11 protein-coding genes and 1 other annotated feature are annotated in these 18,161 nt (G+C 51.4%); of the genes, 6 read left to right on the forward strand and 5 right to left on the reverse strand.

Annotated features, from left to right (window positions below):
• Positions 1-81 precede the first annotated feature (81 nt).
• From NST84_RS08385 to pulA, 5 genes are all read left to right on the forward strand, one after another.
• A complete protein-coding gene (locus NST84_RS08385) occupies positions 82-945 on the forward strand; it encodes a PRD domain-containing protein (RefSeq protein ID WP_342565142.1) in 864 nt (287 codons plus the stop codon).
• 297 nt (positions 946-1,242) lie between these two features.
• Positions 1,243-3,300: a glucose-specific PTS transporter subunit IIBC gene (ptsG, locus tag NST84_RS08390; RefSeq protein ID WP_342565143.1), complete on the forward strand. Its 2,058-nt coding sequence runs from the start codon at positions 1,243-1,245 to the stop codon at positions 3,298-3,300.
• Positions 3,301-3,412: 112 nt separating this feature from the next.
• Positions 3,413-3,688 (forward strand): HPr family phosphocarrier protein, encoded by a 276-nt coding sequence (locus tag NST84_RS08395; RefSeq protein WP_342565144.1) that lies wholly within the window; start codon positions 3,413-3,415, stop codon positions 3,686-3,688.
• Positions 3,681-5,393, forward strand: a complete 1,713-nt coding sequence (gene ptsP / locus NST84_RS08400) for a phosphoenolpyruvate--protein phosphotransferase (RefSeq protein WP_342565145.1) — start codon at positions 3,681-3,683, stop codon at positions 5,391-5,393. Before NST84_RS08395 ends, ptsP begins: the two co-directional genes overlap by 8 nt.
• A 483-nt stretch (positions 5,394-5,876) precedes the next feature.
• Complete coding sequence (gene pulA / locus NST84_RS08405) at positions 5,877-8,273, forward strand: type I pullulanase (protein WP_342565146.1); 2,397 nt, start codon at positions 5,877-5,879, stop codon at positions 8,271-8,273.
• A gap of 109 nt (positions 8,274-8,382) precedes the next feature.
• Here pulA and NST84_RS08410 read toward each other — a convergent pair whose 3' ends face one another.
• The 5 genes from NST84_RS08410 to NST84_RS08430 all read right to left on the reverse strand — a co-directional run bounded on the left by NST84_RS08410 (position 8,383) and on the right by NST84_RS08430 (position 16,445).
• A complete protein-coding gene (locus tag NST84_RS08410; protein ID WP_342565147.1) occupies positions 8,383-9,990 on the reverse strand; it encodes a sensor domain-containing diguanylate cyclase in 1,608 nt (535 codons plus the stop codon).
• Between the two features lie 478 nt (positions 9,991-10,468).
• Positions 10,469-11,641, reverse strand: a complete 1,173-nt coding sequence (locus NST84_RS08415; RefSeq protein WP_342565148.1) for an ABC transporter permease — start codon at positions 11,639-11,641, stop codon at positions 10,469-10,471.
• The gene (locus NST84_RS08420) at positions 11,641-12,339 is read right to left on the reverse strand and encodes an ABC transporter ATP-binding protein (protein ID WP_342565149.1); all 699 of its coding nucleotides are present in this window, start codon (positions 12,337-12,339) and stop codon (positions 11,641-11,643) included. The genes NST84_RS08415 and NST84_RS08420 overlap by 1 nt, the downstream gene beginning before the upstream one ends.
• Positions 12,336-13,772, reverse strand: a complete 1,437-nt coding sequence (locus NST84_RS08425) for an efflux RND transporter periplasmic adaptor subunit (RefSeq protein WP_342565150.1) — start codon at positions 13,770-13,772, stop codon at positions 12,336-12,338. Before NST84_RS08425 ends, NST84_RS08420 begins: the two co-directional genes overlap by 4 nt.
• A gap of 57 nt (positions 13,773-13,829) precedes the next feature.
• Positions 13,830-16,445, reverse strand: a complete 2,616-nt coding sequence (locus NST84_RS08430; protein ID WP_342565151.1) for a hypothetical protein — start codon at positions 16,443-16,445, stop codon at positions 13,830-13,832.
• Between the two features lie 257 nt (positions 16,446-16,702).
• Positions 16,703-16,972: a binding site (T-box leader), on the forward strand.
• 58 nt (positions 16,973-17,030) lie between these two features.
• On the opposite strand from NST84_RS08430, the gene pheS reads away from it, so the two are divergent.
• The gene (gene pheS / locus NST84_RS08435) at positions 17,031-18,065 is read left to right on the forward strand and encodes a phenylalanine--tRNA ligase subunit alpha (RefSeq protein ID WP_342565152.1); all 1,035 of its coding nucleotides are present in this window, start codon (positions 17,031-17,033) and stop codon (positions 18,063-18,065) included.
• Positions 18,066-18,161: the final 96 nt, after the last annotated feature.

Here is an 18,161-nt window from a genome sequence, read left to right on the forward strand (position 1 = left end):
CAAGTATAATTTATGCATGCTGCTAGGATGGACAGTCTGCTTTGGAGCAAAAGGTATTCAGAATTAAAAGAGGTGTCGGAATTGGGCAGCATAACTGTAGCCAAGGTACTCAATAACAATGTCATTATCGCCCAGCACCCCCAGTATGCCGAGGTTGTTGTCATTGGCAAGGGGATCGGGTATAACCGTAAAAGCCGTGATCAGATCAACCTGTCCTCCGTGGAGAAGATGTTTATTCTGCGTAACCAGGAAGAGCAGGAACAATATAAACAGCTGGTTCCCCAGGTGGATGAGAAGCTGATAGAGGTTGTACAGGAAATCGTTCTGCATATTATGCAGAGCAGCAACCAGCCGCTGAACGAGCACATTCATATTGCCCTGACTGATCATATCTCTTTTGCCATCCGGCGTAACGAGCAGAATATTGCTATTCATAACCCCTTTTTGTATGAGACAAAAGAGATCTATCCCGAAGAATACCGGCTGGCCGACTACGCGGTTAAACGGATTAACGAGACGATGGCGGTCACGCTTCCTCCGGATGAGATCGGTTTCGTAGCCTTGCATATCGTCAGCGCGCTCAGCAACAGGCATATCTCTGAGGTGAGGGAGCATTCTTTGCTGATCGGCGATCTGGTGAGTATTGTGGAGGATAATCTGGATTACCGGATTCCGCGGGATTCGCTGGATTATTCGCGGCTCGTGACCCATTTGCGGTTCGTGCTGGAGCGGCTGCGCCGCGGAGAAACGGTGCGTGAGACCACCTCGCTGGACGGCCTGATGAAGCGGGAATATCCGGAGATGTATTCGCTGTCCTGGAAGCTGACCAAGATTATTGAGCAGCGGGTCCGTATACCGGTTTATCCGGCGGAGGTCAGCTATCTGACGATCCATCTGCAGCGTCTTGCCCAGAAGAAAGAGGATGAGGCGGATATGGGGCAGTAGCGGCAGTAATAACCAGGCATTTGTTAAAAGACGATGCATAATAATTCAGGTGTCAACAAATTGCGCTTGCTTTCCTTTTTCATCGGTGCTACAATGTTCCCTGTTAAGAATGACAAACAGAATACCAACGTGTAACTGATACGATCAGGCATGAGTGATTTACAGTATTTTTTGGTTGTAATCCCCTTAGTCGGGGCAATCTAACGCTAGCGTTAGAGTACAACCTGTATACTGTATTGCTCATGCCTTTTTTGGCGTTTTGTTTGCGAAAAATAATATGTAAGGAAGTGGCCCCTAATGTTTAAAAAGTTATTTGGCGTTCTACAGCGGGTCGGTAAAGCGCTTATGCTGCCAGTAGCCATTCTGCCTGCGGCAGGTCTGCTGCTCGGAATCGGCAACATGCTGGTCAACCCTGACTTCCTCCAATACGTGCCTGCGCTTGAAAATCATGTGGTTCAGGCGATTGCCAACGTACTGATGAACTCAGGACAAATTGTGTTTGATAACCTTGCGCTGCTCTTTGCCGTCGGGGTTGCCATCGGCCTTGCCGGAGGCGAGGGTGTCGCGGGCCTTGCTGCGATAATAGGTTTCTTGGTAATGAACGTTACGATGGGAACCGTTTTGGGTATCAATGACTATGTATTAAGCCTAAAAGACTTTGCTTATGCTCGTGTCCTGGGGATCCCAACCTTGCAAACAGGTGTCTTCGGCGGTATTCTAGTCGGGATACTGGCATCGTCCATGTACAAGCGGTTCTTCCGAATAGAACTGCCTTCTTATCTGGGATTCTTTGCGGGTAAACGGTTTGTGCCGATTATGACGGCTGTCACCTCGCTGATTCTCGGTCTTGCCCTGACGATTGTCTGGCCGCCGATCCAGCACGGACTGAATTATGTCTCGCAGAGTATGATCAATACGAATCTGACGCTGTCCGCCTTTATCTTCGGTACGATTGAACGTTCCCTGATTCCGTTTGGCCTGCATCACATTTTCTACTCGCCGTTCTGGTATGAGTTCGGAAGCTATATTGACAAAGCGGGCGAGCTGGTACGCGGAGACCAGCGGATCTTCATGCAGCAGTTACGTGACGGTGCGGAATTTACAGCCGGAACATTTACAACCGGTAAATATCCGTTTATGATGTTTGGACTGCCTGCAGCAGCACTGGCGATTTATCATGAAGCAAGACCGGAGAACAAAAAGATTGTCGGAAGTCTGATGGTTTCCGCAGCGCTCACCTCGTTCCTTACAGGGATTACTGAGCCGCTGGAGTTCTCGTTCCTGTTCGTAGCACCGCTGCTCTTCGCAGTACATGCGGTTTTCGCAGGTCTGTCTTTTATGACGATGCAAATCCTGAACGTTAAGATCGGGATGACCTTCTCCGGCGGTTTCATCGACTATGTATTGTTCGGTATTATTCCGAACCGTACCGCATGGTGGCTTGTTATCCCGGTAGGTCTGGTAATGGCTGTTATTTATTACTTCGGGTTCCGGTTTGTAATCCGCAAGTTTAACCTCAAGACTCCGGGCCGTGAAGACCCGTCCGATGAGACTGAGGAAACAAGCGGAGCAGCTGTTTCCACAAGCGGAGATGATCTTCCGCGGAACATTCTGGCCGCACTCGGCGGCAGAGAGAACATTACTCATCTGGACGCATGCATTACACGTCTTCGGGTTGAGGTTAAAGATAAAGCAGGCGTGGATAAAAACCGCCTGAAGAAGCTGGGTGCCTCCGGGGTGCTTGAAGTCGGAAATAACGTCCAGGCAATCTTTGGAACACGTTCCGACACCATCAAGTCGCAGATTCAGGATGTCATGAACGGCAGAACTCCTGCTGCTGCACCTGCAGCTCCGCAGCCTGAGCTTGAGAAGCAGGCCGGGGAAGAAGGTGCAGCGATCATGCCTGAGGATATCGTATCGCCGGTTAACGGTGAACTTCTGGATATCACCGAGGTACCGGATGCAGTCTTCTCGCAGAAGATGACAGGTGACGGCTTTGCCTTCCTGTCTGCTGACGGTAAAATTGCTTCACCGGTCTACGGCAAAGTATTCAATGTGTTCCCTAGCAAGCATGCTATCGGCATTATGTCCGACGGCGGCAAGGAAGTGCTTGTACACATCGGGGTCAATACAGTGAAGCTGAAGGGCCAGGGCTTTACGGTTCTTGTCGAGGAAGGCGATCTGGTTGCAGCTGGTCAGCCGATTATGGAAGTGGATCTGGAGTACGTGAAAGCCAATGCGCCTTCCGTCATTTCACCGGTCATCTTCTCCAATCTGCCTGAAGGCTCCACGGTCACCCTGAAAAAACCGGGCAAGGTTTCTATCGGTGATAAGGATATCATCACCATCCAGTAAAATGTGCAATGGCGCAGCGCATCCATTATAATTTAGTGGAGGCGCTGCCCTCACATATATATAGGCAATACACACAACCATACCAAATACACAGAAAGCGAGTTGGATTATTATGCAAAAAACTTTCAAAATTGTTGATGAAGACGGAATTCACGCACGTCCAGCAACTGCCCTGGTAAATACAGCAACTAAATTTAAAGGCACTGAGGCTTTTGCAGAAGCAAAAGGCAAAAAAGTAACTTTGAAATCGATTCTTGGCGTATTGTCCCTGGGTCTTGAAGCAGGCGACACACTGACCCTGATCACTGAAGGCAGCGAAGAAGCAGAAGCACTGAGCGCATTGCAGGATGTAATGATCAAAGAAGGGCTGGGAGAAATTAATGAGTAAAATTTCAGGAATCGCGGCTTCAGCAGGTATTGCCGTAGCCCGTGCATTTATCCTGGAACATCCGGATTATACCATTACCAAGACTGCAGTAAGCGATGTAGAAGCTGAGCTGGCTAAATTGCAGGCCGCCCTGGATAAATCCAAGGGTGAACTGCTGGCCATCAAGGAGCGTACGCTTGCTGAGCTGGGCGAGAAGAAAGCGGAGATCTTTGAATCTCATCTGCTGATTCTTGAAGATCCTGAGCTGATCAGCCCGGTAATGGATAAGATCCGGGAAGAAGCGGTTAATGCGGACTATGCTTTGAATGAAGTTGCAGCACAATTTGTTTCCATGTTCGAGAATATGAAAAGCGCCTACCTGCAGGAACGCGCTGCCGATATGCGTGATGTAACCAAGCGCGTACTGAATCACCTGCTGGGCATTCACTACATCAGCCCGGCTGAGATCAGTGAAGAAGTTATTGTTATTGCACAGGATCTGACACCGTCTGATACTGCGCAGCTGAACCGTAACTTTGTTAAAGGCTTCACCACCAACATCGGCGGACGTACTTCGCACTCGGCGATTATGGCCCGTTCCCTGGAAATTCCGGCGGTTGTCGGCACCAAAAATGTGCTGTCCCTGGTTAAAGCAGGCGATCTGGTAATCGTTGACGGTTTGAGCGGTGACGTGCTGATTAACCCTAGCGAGGCTGAAGTAGCTGAGTACAAAACCAAGCAGGAAGCTTACGATCTGCAAATCGCCGAGTGGAAAAAGCTTCGTGATGAAGCGACCGTATCTGCTGACGGCAAGCATGTCGAGCTGGCAGCCAACATTGGTACGCCTAACGATGTAGCCGGTGTAATTGAGAACGGCGGCGAGGGCGTAGGCCTGTACCGTACCGAATTCCTTTACATGGGCCGCGACAAGCTGCCTTCCGAGGAAGTACAGTACAACGCGTACCGCACCGTGCTTGAGAACATGAAAGGCAAGCCGGTTGTTGTCCGCACGCTGGATATCGGCGGCGACAAGGAGCTTCCTTATCTGGATCTGCCTAAGGAAATGAACCCGTTTCTCGGCTTCCGGGCCATCCGCCTTTGTCTGGACCGTCAGGATATTTTCCGTACCCAGCTGCGCGCCCTGCTCAGAGCAAGTGCACACGGCGACCTGCGGATCATGTTCCCGATGATTGCCACCCTTGGCGAATTCCGTGCAGCCCGTGACCTCCTGCTTGAGGAGAAAGCGAAGCTGCGTGAAGAAGGCAAAGAGGTATCCGACAATATCCAGCTCGGTATTATGGTAGAAATTCCTTCTACTGCGGTGCTGGCTGACCAGTTCGCGAAGGAAGTTGATTTCTTCAGTATTGGAACAAATGACCTTATTCAATATACAATGGCTGCTGACCGTATGAATGAGCAGGTATCCTACCTGTATCAGCCGTACAATCCGGCAATTCTGCGTCTGGTCAAAATCGTGATCGACGCGGCACACGCTGAAGGCAAATGGACCGGCATGTGCGGCGAGATGGCCGGTGACTCCACCGCGATTCCGCTTCTGCTCGGCCTGGGTCTTGATGAATTCAGCATGAGTGCCACTTCCATCCTGCCGGCACGCAGCCAGATTTCCAAGCTGTCTGCTGCTGAAATGAAGGAAATGGCTGCCAAAGCGCTGCAGCTCGGCACGGCTGAGGAAGTTGCTGCACTTGTGCAAAGCAGCGTGAAGTAATTTTTTTGAAGCTTAAGCAAGATCCGTTTTGGCAAGTTCACTTTTCCAACTACTTTATGCCGGTCTCCTGAGAAGGGGCCGGTTTTTTTGCTGTTTATAAAAGGAAAATCTGCAAAGGTCGCTGCTGTACCTCGGAGCATTCGGCAGATAACAGCAATTAACAGTAGCAGTATGCAGCATTATGGACTATACTTCCGGTAGATTAGCCTCCTTTGTTTTTTTTCTTAAATAAATGCCATAAAATGTCGATATATGTAGTGTAGACAGCAGAATAGGCCGCTGGACCCAAACCTGTGAACATAGTGTTACATATACTATTTTGAGCCAAGTTATTAGCTTGAACTCGGAGTAAGGGCACCGCTACACCCCGCTTGCAAAGCAGTGCAAGTATGTTTTCTAAATGTTGTGTTAATAGCTGAAATGAAGCAAGGTGATCCGTTCGCCGGTATAATCCACGGCGGGCATTAGGATGGTGAGGATGTTATGAACAGTAATTATATGAATACAGAGACAGAGCTCGAAACTTATGCAGGCACTGATCTTGGCCTTACCTATACCGCAGACTACAGCCAGTTCAAGGTGTGGGCGCCGACGGCTTTTACCGTATCGCTTGTACTCTATGAGACCGCAGGAACCGGTGCCAGCTCCCAGCTGATGTTCGGCAGGGACAGCGGTAGCATTGTTCCGATGCAGCGCGGCGATGGCGGGATCTGGCAGGTAAAGGTATCCGGAGATTTGAAGGGCAAGTATTATATGTACCGCACGATTTTTGAGAATGGAACGATAAATGAAGCCGCCGACCCTTATGCAACCGCTGTTTCGGCCAACGGGCTGCGTTCAGCCATAGTGGAGCTGCGGGATACAGATCCAGAGGGCTGGGAAGGGGATAAGTCACCGCAGCTCCCGCATCCGGCCGACGCTGTGATCTATGAGCTGCATGTGCGTGATTTCTCTGCTCATAATAGCTCGGAGATCGTGCATAAGGGCAAGTTTAAGGCTTTTACCGAAACCGGTCTGCGTGATGCTGCCGGAAATCCGCTGGGCATTGATCATCTGGCTGAGCTCGGCATCACCCATGTCCATCTGCTGCCAGTGTTCGATTATCAGACGGTTGATGAGCTGAACGGTGCAGGGGAGGGGCCTCTTCCGGACTATTATACGGAATACAACTGGGGCTATGACCCGCAGCACTATAATGTTCCGGAAGGCTCATACAGCACGGATCCGGCTGATCCGGGTACACGTATCCGCGAATTCAAGGAAATGGTGCAGGCGCTGCACAGCAAAGGGATTGCGGTGATTATGGATGTCGTCTATAACCATACGTATGCGTTTGAAAAGGGGCCTTTTGAACCGCTGGTACCGGATTATTTCTACCGCCGGGACTATCTGGGACGGTTATCGAACGGCTCGGGTGTCGGCAATGAGCTTGCTACAGAACGGCCGATGGTCCGCAAATTTATCAAGGATTCCCTGGCTTACTGGGCTTCCGAGTATCATATTGACGGTTTCCGTTTTGATTTGATGGGCCTTATGGATAGCGTGACGATCCGTGAGATCACAGAGGAGCTGCGGCTTGCCGTGAACCCGAATCTGCTGATTTACGGGGAGCCCTGGACGGGCGGAGATTCTCCGCTGGCAATGAAAACCCTCAAAGGCGTGCAGCGCGGCAAAGGGTATGCGGTCTTTAATGACAACTTCCGCTCAGCGATCAAAGGGGACAGTGACGGCTGGGGCAGAGGGTTTGTGACCGGCGAGTATGGGAAGGAAGGCGCGGTGGCATCCGGAATCAAAGGCGCCATCCATGATTTTACCGATTCGCCGGTTGAAACGGTTAACTATGTGACGGCTCACGATAATCTTAACCTGTGGGACAAAATACTGACTTCACAGGGTCTGCGGCAGGCAGCCGGACTGCCTGAGCTGGAGAATGGAAGTTTGAAGTACGGCGGAGATCTGGAGGCGGCTGTCAGGGAGGCAGATCCTTATTTTGCGGTCGATCCGCATAATGTACTCGGCAACGAGACCGTACGCCGCTCGCTGCTGGCTAACGGCCTGATCCTGACTTCGCAAGGCATACCGTTTATTCAGGCCGGTGATGAAATGCTGCGCAGCAAATACGGCGATCATAACAGCTACCGCAGCCCGGATGTTATTAATGCAATCCGCTGGGACCGGAAGCAGGCATTTATGCCGGTCTTCCAGTATTACAAAGGCCTGATTGAGCTGCGCCGCAAGCATCCTGCTTTCCGGCTGCATGGCCGCCAGGAAATTGAACGTTCCCTTGAATTCCTCCGCTGTGACGGCGGTGTAGTCTCCTATATGCTGAAGGATAATGCCGGCGGAGATGTCTGGAACAATATTGTTGTTATTTTCAATGCCAACACGCATAGCATTACACAGAGCCTGCCTTATACCGGCGGCTGCTGGAACATTGTAGCGGATCACAGCTACGCAGGTACGGAAGCCTTCCGGATCGCGGGGGATCAGGAGGTTCAGGTTGAAGGCCTGTCGATGATGGTGCTGTATGACAGCTATGGTGAACCCGCGCCGAGATCCAAGATTATTGAAGTTCATTATGACCGCCCGGACGGCGATTACCGCGGCTGGAATTTGTGGGTCTGGGGTACAGGTATCCAGGACGGCCAATGTGATTTCCGGCAGATGGAGAACGGCCGGGCTGTGGCGAGAATTGAAGCTGAACTGGGCACACAGTCTGTCGGCTATATTCTGCGGCTGAATGACTGGGAAGAAAAGGCGGCGGACGGCGACCGGTTCATTGACTGCTCCGGCAGCGAAAAGCTGATCAAGGTGCTGGTCCGCGAACGTAAGCAGTCCGGCCGCGGCAATGCGGATGATCCGCTGCAGCTGACCAGCTGACAGAACGCTTTCATGAGCGATCCCTAAGTATATACTTTCTGATACGTCAAAAAAGGCGTCCCTGCCGTTTCCGGCTTAAGGGGCGCCTTTTTGTCATTGGGCTAGTGCATTATTTGATCTGATCGGAAAATTCCTCGTCCACAACCTCATTATACAGGCTGGCTTTATTGCCGCCATGATTCTTGGAGCGGTACATCGCCAGATCGGCTGCACGAAGCAGCTCATTAATACCGGTACCGTGCTGCGGATACAGGGCTACTCCGATGCTGGCGGAAGTGTGGAAGCTGGAGCCGTTGTTCACAGACCAGGTCTTATTAAACAATTGCAGCAGCCGCTGCAGCATTTCATCCAGCATTTCCGGGCTGTTGAACCGGTGGAGAACAACGGCAAATTCATCGCCGCCGATGCGGAAGGCTTGCCCGGTCCCTTTGACTGTCTGCTGCAGTTCACGGGACAGCAGCTGCAGGAATTCATCGCCGGCCAGATGGCCGAGCGTGTCGTTCAGCTGTTTAAACCGGTCGCAGTCGAGCAGCGCCAGCGCAATTTCCTGCCTGCGCTCTTCCGGCTGGGTGATCAGGTTTTCCATGTACATTTTGAAATGCGCCCGGTTCGGAATCGCCGTCAGATGATCATAGAAGGCCAGCTTGTGCAGCCGCTCTTCATATTGCTTGCGCTGCGTGATTTCGCGGGAAATCAGCATGAACTGGGCCGGGAACACCTTACTGCCGCTAACCGGCGATACTTTGGTCTCCAGCCATACCCAGTGTCCTTCCGAGGCACGCATGCGCAGCTCAGAAATACGGGAGGAGCCCTGAATGGCGCTCTTCAGCTTGGCCCAGGAGACCTCTGCCTCACGGATATAATTGGTGAGCGGGGAACCTTTCTCCGGAATATAACCAAGCACGCCGGCATGTGAAGGCGAAGCATACAGGATCAGGCCGTTCGGATCGGTAAGAATAATAAAGTCAGACATGGTTTCACCGATCAGCTGGTACAGTGATTTCTCCTCCAGCATCTGGTTCTGCAGTGAGATCAGCCTGCGGCACAGATAGATGATGACCAGAATCAGGAGGGACAGGAACAGAGAGTAGACGGCAAAAAGGGCACTCTTTTTCTCACGGAATTCCAGGGTAATCTGCTGGGCGTAATTGTCGATCAGATTCTCTGCCTCGTCCAGGCTGCTGCGCGTCTCCATCAGCTGGTTATTTAAAAGAGCAGCTGAGTAGCTGTCTTGATTCCAACCGGTTTGCACCCGCCGGGAAATGAGGTCACGGCCTGTTTCCTTCCAGGTTTCAAAGGAGCTATCAAAGCTTTCCAGCTTATTTCTGAGATCATTTAGCAGCAGTTCGCTCTGCTTCATTCCGCTGTATGGACTGTCCAGGTTGTTAATATTATAGCTTGCCATGGTGAGACGCTGCCTGATTTGGGTATTATTGTCCTCGAAATTTTGGGCGAACAGGCTGCGCTGCTCACTTGTGATATTCGGACTAAGTGCCGCGTGCAGCGAGACGGCCCCCTGGTATAGATCCCGGTCAGCGTTCAGAATCAGCTCAGAGTTCTGGTACACGTCACTGTACAATGAGTCTGAAAGCCTATTCATAGTAGCATTTAAATACAGCAGCGAAGCGGTGCTGATAACGACCAGTAGCACTGAGATAGCGGCAAATACGATAATCAATCTGCGTGTGTTGTTGTTTTTCTTGGATAAGCCTGCCACTGTCATCCTCTCCCCGCATCAAACTTAAAGAACTTTCATTGCTGAGTACATAACATTGTGCTGATCCACTGCGGAGCTAGGTCCTTCAGGGACTGGAGGAGGGGTCATTCAAAAGTCACAGGAAAGCTCAGCTTCTGTACAATTAACGATTCTTCTCATCCGTCAGGATTTCCTGCCTGAACTGTTAACAAGCGGAACGGCTGCAGACAGCTTATGTACCACGATAACGCCTTACAACCGGAAATGTGCGGAATTCCGGAACCTCCGGATCTGCACACAACCGGCGAAGATGAACATATAAACAAATTTTACAACAAATTTTTAAATTATGTATTGAACCCTACAGACTATTTCTATTCCTGCCCTTGAATCCTATTACCCATCTTTTCTTTAAACGATACCCTCTTCAGGCAGATAAAAAAATCCGCCAAGCCCAAAAAGGAGGACTTGGCGGATTCCATATAGCTTGTGCCGGAAATTAATCGTTGCGGAGTGCATAAATCGGGCGCATTCTTGCCGCTTTGTTCGCCGGAATCATCCCGAACACTACTCCGATGATCAAAGAGAACGTAAAGGAGATGATGACCATGTTCCAGGATGTCGCGACATTCATTGATGTATAATTACCGACGGCCCAACTGGCGCCGAGGCCCAAGCCGACGCCAATCAGACCGCCGACACCGCTAAGCACCACAGACTCGATCATGAACTGCATCATAATGTTCATTTTCTTGGCTCCTATGGCTTTGCGGATGCCGATTTCTCTTGTGCGCTCATTCACGGAGACAATCATGATATTCATGATGCCTATGCCGCCGACGAACAAAGAAATGCCGGCTATTCCGCCTAGCGCCAGTGAGAGCGTATTACTGGTTTCATTTACAGTCTCAAGCATCTCCTGTGAGTCAAAGACGGAATAAGAATTTTCCGCACCGCTGAACTTGGCATCCAGGGCAGACTCCAGTTTTGTTTTGACATCCTCGACGTTTTCATTGGAGGTCGTAGTAATGGTAATGGAGCGGACGCCCTTACTCTGCAGGAAACGTTCTGCAGTTCCAATCGGAATCAGGATTTTCTCATCACTGGAGCCGCCGCTGGTGGTACCTTTGCTTTCCAGCAGTCCGACAATTTTGAAGCTGGTGCCGTTAAGCTGCACCTTTTCTCCGACAGGGCTGTCTGTACCAAAGAGGTCCTCTGCAGTGTCTGTACCGATCAGCGCAACCTTCTGACGGTATTCCGTATCAATGCTCAGCAGAAAACGTCCCGACTGCACATGGAAATCCTGAACGTCCTCATAAGCAGGAGTAATTCCTTCAACGGATACTGTAACATTCTCCGTCCCGTGCTTGGCGGTGACATTGCCGCTGATTACCGGAGAAACATTTTCTACGCCTTCAATTTCTCCCAGTGCCAGCGCTTCCTCATAGGTCAGGGAGGTTGTCGCCCCGCGTCCGGTAATGCTAACCGTTAACTGGTTGGTGCCCAGTGAGCTTAAGGATTCCGTGATTTGTGAAGTCGTCCCCTGGCCTACAGAGACAAGCGCGATTACAGAAGAAACACCGATAATGATCCCGAGCATGGTCAGGAATGCCCGGATTTTACTGCTGAGTATGCTCTTTAAGGCCATTTTCATACTTTGATAAAGCATCATTATCTGGCAATCCTCCGATCCTCGACAAGATTTCCGTCCTGTATGCGGATGACCCGTTTAGCCTGTTCGGCGATTTCGAGGTCATGCGTAATCAGAACAATGGTGTGTCCCTGTTCATTCAGTTCCTTGATCATCTGCAGAACCTCTCTTCCTGTTCTGGAATCAAGGGCGCCGGTAGGTTCATCGGCGAGCAGAATCGGCGGTGTACCGGCCAGCGCACGGGCAATGGCTACGCGCTGCTGCTGCCCTCCGGACAGCTCTGAGGGCCGGTGGTCGATTCTTTCTTCAAGACCGACCCGGATCAGCGCATTGCGGGCAACCTCTCTGCGTTCCCTGTGGGAAACCCCCCGGTAGATCAGGGGGAGTTCCACATTTTCTACCGCTGACAGCTTGGGCAGCAGATTGAAATTTTGAAAGATAAAGCCGATTTTCTCATTGCGGATTTGCGCCAGCTTATTGTCGGACAGCTTGCGGATTTCCTGGCCGTCCAGGAAATAATCGCCTTCATTCGCTACATCAAGGCATCCCAGCATGTTCATTAGTGTAGATTTACCGGAGCCCGAGGGGCCGATAATCGCCACGAACTCCCCATGCTCTATTGTAAAGCTGAGGCCTTTCAGGATAGTCATTGTATCCCCGGCCATTACATACCTGTGAACCATATTCTCAACTTTGATCAGCGGCTGCTGGCTGCTCATTGGCGACCACCGCCCATGCCGCCCCCGCCGCCGGAAGGAGGACCGCCGGTACCGCCGCTGAAGCCTCCGCTTCCTCCGCTAAAGCCGCCTGTACTAAAGCCGCCCATTCCTCCCATGCCGCCCATCTGGGTCTGCGCGGCACTGGAGGAGCTGCCAGTGCTGATAACGGTCGGGATAATCACTTCATCGCCTTCGGAAAGTCCGCTGACAATTTCAATGTTGCTCTCGTCGTGAATGCCGACGGTAACCTGGGCTCGCTTCTGGCCGGATGCCGTGCTGGAGCCGCCTCTGCCGCCAGACTGGCCGCCACCCGGGAAGCCTCCGCTCGGAGCGCCGCTCGGGAACGAGCCTCCGCGGCCTTCAGTGCCGCGGCCCTGCCAGCCGGACGCGCCGCCGGCTGCATCACCGGAAGGAGCTTCGCCGCCTGGAGCCTGCCCGCTGGCAGCATCGCGGGAAGGAGCTTCCCCGTCAGTACCGGTATCACTGGTGTCACTGGTGTCTCCGTCCGTTGATGGAACGTTGACGTAGTATTTTCCATTTACCTCTGTTACGGCTTCAATCGGTACTGTCAGTACATCGTTCTTTTCTTCAATCGTGATGGCTACCTCTGCCGACATGCCGACGAGCACACCTTCAGACTCATTCAGGCCTACAGTCACATCGAAGAGGGAGACACCATTGGAGGAGGTTCCTTCTTTGGCGATATCAATAACCTTACCTGCAAATTCCTGATCTTCCAGGGCATCCAGTGTGATGGTTGCAGCCTGGTCAAGCTTGATATTCGGAATGTCCAGTTCATCCACCTGAACAGTAACGCTCAGGTTTTCGTAGTCGGTCATTGTGAACAGCTCCGAGCCGTTCTGGGCCTGCTCGCCGTCCGTGATATTAACTGCTGTAATCGTACCGTCCATCGGGGCGGTCAGCGGATCGGGAGGAAGCATATCCTCTTCAATGTCGGCGATGGATTCCTGCTGGGTGACAATATCGCTTTCCGCTTTTTCGATCGCCTTTTTGGCTGAAGCCAGCTCTTCCTCGGTAGCATTATTCATCGCCAGCGTCTTATAATTTTCCTGCTTGTCCGTAAGCTCTGTCTTCAGGCTGGCCAAGGACTTCTCGGCATCCTTGATTTTGTCGCTCAGATCGCTGGCTACAAAGGTAATCAGCACATCGCCTTTTTTAACGACATCGCCCTTGGCCACCAGAACCTGGTCGACTTCCCCGGCTTCCTTTGTCCGGATGCTGTCCGTATTGATCGGTGACACCGAGCCGGAGCCTGACACTCCGTTAAGAATATTACCTTTTGACACAAGAGCGGTATTCAACGGGGCCGCACTGGCCTCCTTGCCGGAATCTGGCCACAGCACATAGGCTAAAACACCTGCGATTGCCACTACTAAGATACTTGAAGCGATAATCACTTTTTTCTTCTTCATTCAAGGTCCTCCATCTTGCTCAATATAAAATACAAAAATTGCAGGGCTGCCTAAATCTTAAGATGCACTATCTGCTGTAGTATCGCTGGTGTCAGTGCTTGTGCTGCTGCCGGTCCCGGCTTCCTTATCCGAAGCAGTATCCTTATCATCGTCTGCTGCTGCAGCCGGCTGGGTAACTGTAATGTCATAAACCTGGCTGCCCAGTTCAATCCGCTGACCCTGGAATTCATCATACAATGTCAGTCTGTAGTTACCGCCGTTAAGGGACTTGAACAGCGTACTGCTGATCGTCGTTGTATACAGGCTGTTGCTGCCGATAATCAGGTCGGTGCCGGGGGTCAGTGTCTTTTCATAAAATTGTCCATATGGATCAATAAAGTGCAGCACGAGCTTATGACCGTACGCGCCAGTCTGATAAGTGGAATCCTGGGTCAAGTTATAATTGAAGGACAAGGTAAGATTGGTGTTGCCTGCAATCAGGCTGCCCGCAGAATTGGTAATTGTAAGCGAGTAAGGGAACATGGACACGCCGTTGTTCAGGTTCGTCTGTGATGTTACCGTTGTGACATTGAGTGCCAGGGCAGCTGTATTCACATATCCTGTTGCTGCTGTACCTGCGGTAGTCAGCTTGCCGTCAGCAACCGCCTGTCCAATATAAAGCTGGAGGGAAGAGGTATCCACCGTAGATGGAACACTTGCCGAGAAAGTGACCAGTGTTTTTCCTGTAGCACCGGTTGCCAGCTCCGACTGATTAACTGTAGCTTCAAAATACTGCCCGTCCGTTGTCCGGAAGGAGGCATAAAGCCGGGCCAGGTTCGTCTGACGGGATTCCTCACTGTTCATCTCTACTTCGCTGTATATGGTTTTTGAGCTGCTGCCGGTATAAACCTTGGTCAGGCGCTCCTGGATGCTTGCTTTTTTGCCGGCTGCGGTAATCTTAACGGACGAACCTGCTGCCAGCGGGCTGAGGCTGGTTACTGCTCCGTCACTTGTACTCAAAGAAAGGAACTGTCCGGAGGCTTCCTGGAGAATGATCTTGGTCTGGCTGTAGTCCAGCGTGTATGGAACATGAGCCAAGACTGTAAGCTGTGCACTTTCACCAGGGGCAAGGATGGACACGTCATTATCGACAACAACCTGGGTTGAGCCGGTCAGATCATTCAGATCCGCCTTCAGCATTCCTGTCAGCTTAGGCAATGTAATTGTCTTGGAGGTGCTGTTCCGGATACTGAGCTTGGCCTGGATCAGGTCCTCATCGCCCCAAGGCAGACGCTGCAGAGACTGCAGGGTAACCCCAAATGTGCCGTAATTGTTGGTAACGCTGGCTTCGGATGTGATGTGAGTGTTGCTCTCCAGCTTGTAAGGGATTTTGAAATAGGCTACAGGCAGCATAATCTTGGTTGAATTGTCCGCAGCTGCCGGCGGAATAACCTGAAGCTGCAGGGTATCCTGGGCGAGCTCAAGCGGCACACTGGCAGTAAGCTCGATCAGCTTCTCTTCCAGCGGCTTCAGCGTAAGGCTGTTGAAAGCTGTTGTCGTAATAGGGAAGGAGTAGCCTTCGGCTGACTTGACCGACAACTCGTAGGCAGGCAAAGTAACTGCTGTGCTGCCTGTGTTTTTGACCCGGAACTGGTAGGTCCAGATTCCATTTTCGTTCTCGGCGTATACGGCTGAGGATTTCAGCTGCATATCCACAATGTTGCTGTTTATTGAGAGCTTTTTGATGGCCCCGGCAGCAACGGTGAAGTCGGCGGTAACCGCAGCAGGCAGCGAATAAGAGGCAACCGGCAGGTACAGCTTGAGGCCATCATCCAGCTTGGCAATCTGCAGCTCCATTTTGGAAGTGTTCATATACGCCGGGATTTCAGTCATGAAGTACAGTGTCTTCTTTTGCTGCGGCTGAAGCTTGTACTCTGAGCTGCTCTCATCCAGTGCCAGTGTAAATACGGAACCTCCGGAGGATTTCAGATACATGCTGTATCCCGGATCGCTCAGCACCTTGGTGCCCAGATTTGTCAGGCTGAGCCCGACTTTGGCGTATACCTTGCCGTTATATTTATAGATTTGCAGCGAGCTAGCCTGGCTGGTAACCGGAGTGCTGTTCAGCCCGATCTTTTTGCTCTCCCCCTGCAGCGCAGCGAGTGAGTAATTAGAAGGAACGGTAAACGTGCCGATCCGCTGCTCATAATTGGCTGCGCTGAAATTCCAGCCGTACATATTGATTTTGAGCCCTTTTACCGTAGCGGCTTTACCGATATTTGCGTAGTATGTAATGCTCTTAGTTTCTTTACCGGCGATTTTTTTGACCGTGCTGTCGGCCGAAACCGCCGTTCCCTTGATCACACTGCCTCCGGTTGTAACAACCTTGGAGAAGTAGTTGATCAGATTGACACTGGTGCTTGAGCTATTGGTGTAAGTAAGGGTATACGTTAAAATATTTCCGCTGTCCTGGGCGAACACGCTGACATCGCTGAGCTTTACGCTGAAGGACGCTCCCAAGTTCAGCTGACTCAGCTTGGCGAGCGTTGAGACTTCCGTTACGGCTGCAGCTGTTTTGACAGCTGTTGTGGCTGCGGCTGCCGCATAGGCTGTATGTCCGGTATAGCCCGGGAACTGACTTACGGCAAATGTGCTGAGCAGCAGCAGAACATAAGCTTTACTTCGTTTGTGCATGAATTTCCCTCCCTGTTTAAAAACCTGGACTTTCCATTTCACGAGGTAAAATAAGGATAGCCAGGCCTTCCTAATTAGGAAAAATATCAAGCGCCGCTGAACGTTAGCTGAAAAATTTCCGGCAAAAGCGTTTAGAAACTTAAAGGAAGATTAAAAACAGATAAAAATTAGCCTAAATTTCTATCCGCTTGTCAAACGTCCGTTTTTTGCTTATACTATTGATGCATATCTTTTAATGAAGATAAGATTTAATTAGCTTAAATGCAGTGATGGAGACAAGTACGCAGTGCCTGGCCAACAGGGAGGAAACGCCGGAGATTGAGAGCGTTTCTGGGAGAGCAGAGCTGCCGAATTTCACTCCGGAGCAGTTCCCTGAATTACATTCAGTAGGGGATACCGGCCGCAGACCGTTATTTCTGTTAAAGTGAGACATGTCTTTACCGTGCCGTAAGAGGGAATACCTCTCTTATAGGGATATGGTGCAGCTTGTCTAACAAGGGTGGTACCACGGTCTTTTCGTCCCTTACCGGGAGAAAAGGCCTTTTTTTGTCGTACAATACATCATCAAAGGGGGCAGTGCATGCCATGAAAGAAAAGCTGGAAGCATTGAAGGTCGAGGCCTTGGCTAAGCTGCAGGAGGTTACAGATCCGCAGGCGCTGAATGATCTGCGTGTCAAATATCTGGGCAAAAAAGGCGAGCTGACAGAGGTTCTGCGTGGAATGGGAGGACTGAGCGCCGAAGAGCGGCCGGTGATCGGCCAGGTGGCGAACCTGGTGCGCAGCGCCATTGAAGAGATTATTACAGCCAAGCAGGAGGCGTTCCAGCAGCAGGAGACCTTGAACCGTCTACAGGCCGAGAAAATCGACGTAACGCTGCCGGGCCGTGGCTTGCCGCAGGGAGGTATTCACCCGCTGAACCGGGTCGTTCAGGAGATTGAGGATATTTTCATCGGTATGGGCTACAAGGTAGCTGAAGGTCCTGAGGTGGAGACGGACTATTACAACTTCGAAGCGCTCAATCTGCCGAAGAACCACCCGGCGCGCGATATGCAGGATTCCTTCTATTTAACAGAGGATCTGCTCATGCGCACCCAGACCTCACCGGTACAGGTCCGCACCATGCAGGCCATGAAGGGTGAAACTCCGGTCAAAATCATCTGTCCCGGCAAGGTATACCGCCGCGATGATGACGATGCGACCCACTCCTTCCAGTTCCATCAGATCGAGGGTCTTGTGATCGGCAGCAAAATCCGCATGAGTGACCTTAAAGGAACGCTGAACCAGTTCGTGAAGGAAATGTTCGGACCGGCAACAGGCATCCGCCTGCGTCCAAGCTTCTTCCCGTTCACCGAGCCTAGTGTTGAGGTTGATGTCAGCTGCTTCAAATGCGGCGGCAAGGGCTGCCGCCTGTGCAAGCAGAGCGGCTGGCTGGAAATCCTCGGCGCAGGTATGGTACATCCGAACGTGCTTAGAATGGGCGGTTACGACCCTGAGAAGTACAGCGGCTTCGCTTTTGGTATGGGCGTGGAGCGGATCGCGATGCTGAAATACGGAATCGACGACATCCGCTATTTCTACACTAATGATATGGGCTTTGTGAAGCAGTTCAAGGGAATTTAGATTTTTGGCGGGATTGCGGGCTGGTGCATGGAGGCGGCAGCTTTGGTGGTTTGGCACCTGTCAGAAAACTGTTTAATAAGGAACGGAGAGGAATTT

Origin of the sequence: Paenibacillus sp. FSL R7-0345 (assembly GCF_038595055.1) — a bacterium.
Lineage (GTDB): Bacteria > Bacillota > Bacilli > Paenibacillales > Paenibacillaceae > Paenibacillus_AQ.

Bases quoted from the DNA above. Each gene is read 5' to 3' on its own strand.
- ptsG (WP_342565143.1), top strand. From the start codon at position 1,243: ATGTTTAAAAAGTTATTTGGCGTTCTACAGCGGGTCGGTAAAGCGCTT.
- NST84_RS08395 (WP_342565144.1), top strand. From the start codon at position 3,413: ATGCAAAAAACTTTCAAAATTGTTGATGAAGACGGAATTCACGCACGT.
- ptsP (WP_342565145.1), top strand. From the start codon at position 3,681: ATGAGTAAAATTTCAGGAATCGCGGCTTCAGCAGGTATTGCCGTAGCC.
- pulA (WP_342565146.1), top strand. From the start codon at position 5,877: ATGAACAGTAATTATATGAATACAGAGACAGAGCTCGAAACTTATGCA.
- NST84_RS08415 (WP_342565148.1), bottom strand. From the start codon at position 11,641: ATGATGCTTTATCAAAGTATGAAAATGGCCTTAAAGAGCATACTCAGC.
- NST84_RS08420 (WP_342565149.1), bottom strand. From the start codon at position 12,339: ATGAGCAGCCAGCAGCCGCTGATCAAAGTTGAGAATATGGTTCACAGG.
- NST84_RS08425 (WP_342565150.1), bottom strand. From the start codon at position 13,772: ATGAAGAAGAAAAAAGTGATTATCGCTTCAAGTATCTTAGTAGTGGCA.
- NST84_RS08430 (WP_342565151.1), bottom strand. From the start codon at position 16,445: ATGCACAAACGAAGTAAAGCTTATGTTCTGCTGCTGCTCAGCACATTT.
- pheS (WP_342565152.1), top strand. From the start codon at position 17,031: ATGAAAGAAAAGCTGGAAGCATTGAAGGTCGAGGCCTTGGCTAAGCTG.